This window comes from Nocardiopsis lucentensis DSM 44048 (genome assembly GCF_000341125.1).
Classification (GTDB): Bacteria; Actinomycetota; Actinomycetes; order Streptosporangiales; family Streptosporangiaceae; genus Nocardiopsis; species Nocardiopsis lucentensis.
On sequence record NZ_ANBC01000275.1, the window covers coordinates 1 to 4629 of the forward strand.

At 72.5% G+C, this 4629-nt stretch carries 6 protein-coding genes; 4 read left to right on the forward strand and 2 right to left on the reverse strand.

The window, feature by feature from the left end; all coding sequences use genetic code 11:
• The coding region (locus D471_RS0109270) for an LLM class flavin-dependent oxidoreductase (RefSeq protein WP_017598364.1) at nucleotides 1-545 on the reverse strand (545 nt) is incomplete at its 3' end.
• Nucleotides 542-847, reverse strand: a complete 306-nt coding sequence (locus D471_RS0109275; RefSeq protein WP_017598365.1) for a GNAT family N-acetyltransferase — start codon at nucleotides 845-847, stop codon at nucleotides 542-544. The genes D471_RS0109275 and D471_RS0109270, both read right to left, overlap by 4 nt.
• A 154-nt stretch (nucleotides 848-1001) precedes the next feature.
• On the opposite strand from D471_RS0109275, the gene D471_RS0109280 reads away from it, so the two are divergent.
• From D471_RS0109280 to D471_RS0109295, 4 genes are all read left to right on the forward strand, one after another.
• Nucleotides 1002-1757 carry an SDR family oxidoreductase gene (locus tag D471_RS0109280; RefSeq protein WP_017598366.1) on the forward strand — a complete coding sequence of 252 codons (756 nt, stop codon included), beginning with the start codon at nucleotides 1002-1004 and terminating at the stop codon, nucleotides 1755-1757.
• Between the two features lies 1 nt (nucleotide 1758).
• Nucleotides 1759-2517 carry an SDR family NAD(P)-dependent oxidoreductase gene (locus D471_RS0109285; protein WP_017598367.1) on the forward strand — a complete coding sequence of 253 codons (759 nt, stop codon included), beginning with the start codon at nucleotides 1759-1761 and terminating at the stop codon, nucleotides 2515-2517.
• Nucleotides 2514-3533: a phosphotransferase family protein gene (locus tag D471_RS0109290; protein ID WP_017598368.1), complete on the forward strand. Its 1020-nt coding sequence runs from the start codon at nucleotides 2514-2516 to the stop codon at nucleotides 3531-3533. Before D471_RS0109285 ends, D471_RS0109290 begins: the two co-directional genes overlap by 4 nt.
• Nucleotides 3533-4629: acyl-CoA dehydrogenase family protein (locus D471_RS0109295; RefSeq protein ID WP_017598369.1), on the forward strand; the 1097-nt coding region annotated here is incomplete at its 3' end. The genes D471_RS0109290 and D471_RS0109295, both read left to right, overlap by 1 nt.

The window sequence follows — 4629 nt, forward strand, 5'->3', positions numbered from 1 at the left end:
TCACGCAGCAGCCGCGGCCCCAGGACGCCCAGCCAGATCCCGACGTCGTGGGCGGGCGCGGGCCCCGGCCGCGCCCCGGAGAGCCGGTAGTGGTCCCCCTCGAAACGCACCGACCGGTCGCCCGACCACAGCAACCGGATCACCTCGACCGCCTCCAGGAGGGCGTCGGCCGCCTCGCGCGGTGAACGCCGCCCGCCGCCCATGGCCTCCACCGCCTCCCAGAACGCGCCCGCCCCGAGCCCCAGTTCGAAGCGTCCCCCGGAGAGCACGTCCAGGCTGGCCGCCGACTTGGCGATGATCGCGGGCGAGCGCAGGGGCAGGTTGGCCACGTCCGGGAAGACCCGAATCCGCTCGGTGCGGGCCAGCACGGCGGCCATGAGGGTCCAGGTGTCCAGGTGCGCGCGCTGGTAGGGGTGGTCCTGGATCCCCACGAACTCCAGTCCTCCGTGCTCGGCCGCGGCCACGACCGCCCACAGGGTCCCCAGGTCGGCGGCGTCGGGCGTGGGGAAGACCCCGAAGGAGACGTCGCGCCCGTAGTCGGTCACCTCTCCCCCTCCTCCTCGGGAGCCCGGTAGACCAGGTCCGCGTACTCGCGGTGGCGGGCGATCCAGCCCTTGACGAAGGGGCACAGCGGCAGGACCGACAGCCCGCGCGACCGGACGTCGTCCAGCGCCCCGCGCACGAGCTCCCCACCGACGCCCCGCCCCTCGAAGGCCGGATCGATCTCGGTGTGCGTGAAGGTGACCAGGTCGCCGGTGCGTATGTACTCGGAGAACCCCGCCACCTTCCCATCGACCCGAATCTCGTAGCGGCGTTCGTCCGGCGCCTCGGACACCTCGGTTGCCATGGAATCCCCATTCCCGCGTTGACGTTCGTGTTCCGGACCGGCGCGGCCCAGCGCCATTGTCGCCCGGCGCCCCGAGACGCCCCTTGCGGCGCGCCCGGGAGTCCACGTAGAGTCCCCCTCATACATACCGACCAGTCGGTCTAAGGAGAACGAGATGACTTCCCGGTTCGGCGGACGCACCGCCATCGTCACCGGTGCCAGCCGCGGCATCGGTCTGGCCATCGCCCGGCGCCTCGTCGACGAGGGCGCCCGGGTGTGCGTCACCGCGCGCGGGGCCGAGGCCCTGGACGAGGCGGTCCGCACCCTGGGCGGCCCCGACCACGCCATCGCCGTAGCCGGCAAGGCCGACGACCCCGAACACCAGGACGCCGCGATCGCCGCCACCCTGGAGGCCTTCGGCGGCGTGGACCTGCTGGTCAACAACACGGGCATCAACCCCGTCCACGGCCGCATGATCGACCTCGACCCGGCCGCCGCGCGCAAGATCGTCGAGGTCAACGTCCTGTCGGCGATCGGCTGGGTCCAGCGGGCGCACAAGGCGTGGATGGGCGAGCACGGCGGCGCGATCGTCAACGTCTCGTCCGTGGCCGGGATCAAGCCCGCGCCCGGCATCGGCTTCTACGGCGCCACCAAGGCGATGCTCAGCCACATCACCACCGAGCTGGCGCTGGAGCTCGCCCCGAACGTGCGCGTCAACGGGGTCGCTCCGGCCGTGGTCAAGACGAAGTTCGCCTCCGCCCTGTACGAGGGCCGCGAGGAACAGGTGGCCTCGGGCTACCCGCTGGGCCGCCTCGGCCTCCCCGAGGACGTGGCCGGAGCCGTGGCCTTCCTGCTGTCCGAGGACGCCGCCTGGGTCACCGGCCGCACCCTGGTCCTGGACGGCGGCAACACGCTCACCGGAGGTATCTGACATGGAGCTGAAGGGACGGGGAGCCGTCGTCACGGGCGCGGGCAACGGGATCGGCGCGGCGCTCGCCCGCCGTCTGGCCGAGGCCGGGGCGCGCGTGGTCGTCAACGACCTGGACTCCGCCGCGGCCGAGGCCGTGGCCGCCTCGGTCGGCGGGGGGGCCGNGGGCGTCACGGCGCTGATCGCCGAGGCGGGCGCCCACCTGGGCGCGATCGACCTCTACGTGGCCAACGCCGGTGTGGGCACCGGGTTCGGTCCCGAGGCCCCCGAGTCGGACTGGGAACTGTCCTGGCAGGTCAACGTGATGGCGCACGTGCGCGCCGCGCGCGAACTGCTGCCGGGCTGGCTGGAGCGGGGCCAGGGGCGGTTCGTGTCCACGGTCTCGGCCGCGGGACTGCTGACCATGCTCAGCAGCGCGCCCTACTCGGTGACCAAACACGCCGCCCTGGCCTTCGGCGAGTGGATGTCGGCGACCTACGGGGACCGCGGCGTCACCGTGCAGTGCGTGTGCCCGATGGGAGTGCGCACCGCGATGCTGGAGGCCAGCGGGGACACCGGGAAGGCCCTGATGGAGGACGACGCGATCACCCCCGAGGAGGCCGCCGACGCGGTCATGGCGGGGCTGGCGGACGGGCGCTTCCTCATCCTCCCCCATCCGGAGGTCGCGCAGTACTACGCGGCCCGGGCCACCGACACCGACGGCTGGCTGTCGGCGATGCGGCACCTGAGGTCGAAGGTGTTCACCGAAGAGGGAGAGGCATGACCGGGGAGCTTCCGGGACTGGACCCGGAGCGGCTGCGCGCGTACCTGGACAGCGTGGTGCCCGGACTGGTCTCGGGCCCGTTGGAGGGCCACGTCATCGCGGGCGGCAAGTCCAATCTCACCTACGTCGTCACCGACGGCGCGGGCAGCTGGGTGGTGCGCCGACCGCCCCTGGGGCACGTGCTCGCCACGGCGCACGACATGCCGCGCGAGTACCGCGTCATGACGGCGCTGCGCGACACCCCCGTCCCCGTGCCGCGCACCTACGCCCTGTGCGAGGACGCCGACGTGCTCGGAGCCCCCTTCTACGTCATGGAGCACGTGGCGGGCACCCCCTTCCGCACCCGCGACGAGATCGCGGTGCTGGGCGCCGAGCGGGTCCGCGCCGTGGCGGAGTCGCTGATCAGCACTCTGGGCGCGCTGCACGCGGTGGTGCCCGAGGAGGTCGGGCTGGGGGACTTCGGCAGGCCCGCGGGCTTCCTGGAGCGCCAGGTCCGCCGGTGGGGCAAGCAGCTGGACGCCTCGCGCAGCCGTGACATCCCCGGGATCGACGAACTGCGCGACGGGCTCGCCGAGACGATCCCCGAGCAGTCGGCCCCCGCGATCGTGCACGGCGACTACCGGCTCGACAACGTCCTGGTCACCCCCGAGGGCGATCTCACGGCCGTCCTGGACTGGGAGATGGCCACCCTGGGGGATCCGCTCGTGGACCTGGGGCTGATGCTCGTCTACCGGGAACAGGCCGCCGACGTGGGCGGCGACTCCGCTCCCGCGACCTCCGCCGAGGGCTTTGCGACCTCCGCCGAGCTGGTCGAGCTGTACACGGCGGCCACCGGTCGTGACGTGTCCCGGCTCGCCTGGTACGTGGCCTTCGGCTGCTTCAAGCTCGCGGTGATCGCCGAGGGCATCCACTTCCGGCACAGCCGGGGCCTCACCGTCGGAGCGGGTTTCGACCGGATCGGCGCGATGGTCGCGCCGCTGGTCGAGCGCGCCCACGCCACCCTGAAGGAGCAATGATGGATTTCACCTTCGATGAGGAGACCGAGCAGCTGCGCGCACGGCTGCTCGCCTTCATGGACGAGCACGTCTACCCGGCCGAACCGGTGCTGAAGGCCCAGCTCGCCGAGCGCGACGACCCGTGGTCGACCGCGCCGGTGGTCCGCGAGCTCCGGGAGAAGGCCCGCGCGCAGGGTTTGTGGAACCTCTTCCTGGCGGGCCACCCCGAACACGGGGGCGTGCCCAACCTCACGTACGCGCCGCTGGCGGAGATCACCGGCCGCAGCCCCCGGCTGGCCCCCGCCGCGCTCAACTGCGCCGCCCCCGACACCGGGAACATGGAGGTGCTGACGATGTTCGGCACCGAGGAGCAGAAGCGGCGCTGGCTGGAACCGCTGCTGGAGGCGCGGATCCGCTCGGCCTTCGCGATGACCGAGCCGGACGTGGCCTCCTCCGACGCCACCAACATCGCCACCACCATCACCCGCGACGGGGACTCCTACGTCGTCAACGGCCGCAAGTGGTACATCACCGGGGCGCTGAACCCGGACTGCGCGATCCTCATCGTCATGGGCAAGACCGATCCGGACGCCGAACGCCACCGGCAGCAGAGCATGGTACTCGTGCCGCGCGACACCCCGGGGGTGACCGTCCGGCGCGGCATGGGCGTGTACGGCTACGACGACAGCGACCACGGCGGCCACGCCGAGGTCGTGTTCGAGGACGTGCGCGTGCCCGCCGACCACCTCATCGGCGGCGAGGGCGACGGGTTCGCGATCGCCCAGGCCCGCCTCGGTCCCGGACGGATCCACCACTGCATGCGCGCCATCGGCATGGCCGAACGGGCCCTGGAGCTGACCTGTCGGCGGGTGTTGGACCGGGTGGCGTTCGGGCGTCCGCTGGCGGACCAGGGGGTGGTGCGCGAGTGGATCGCCGAGGCGCGTGTGCGCATCGAGCAGCTGAGGCTACTGGTGCTCAAAACCGCCTACCTGATGGACACGGTGGGCAACCGGGGCGCCCACACCGAGATCCAGGCGATCAAGATCGCCACTCCGCGCACGGTGGAGTGGGTCCTGGACCGCGCCATCCAGGCGCACGGAGCGGCGGGGGGCAGCCA

Coding starts and splice junctions, on each gene's coding strand:
- D471_RS0109275 (WP_017598365.1), bottom strand. CDS start 847: ATGGCAACCGAGGTGTCCGAGGCGCCGGACGAACGCCGCTACGAGATT.
- D471_RS0109280 (WP_017598366.1), top strand. CDS start 1,002: ATGACTTCCCGGTTCGGCGGACGCACCGCCATCGTCACCGGTGCCAGC.
- D471_RS0109290 (WP_017598368.1), top strand. CDS start 2,514: ATGACCGGGGAGCTTCCGGGACTGGACCCGGAGCGGCTGCGCGCGTAC.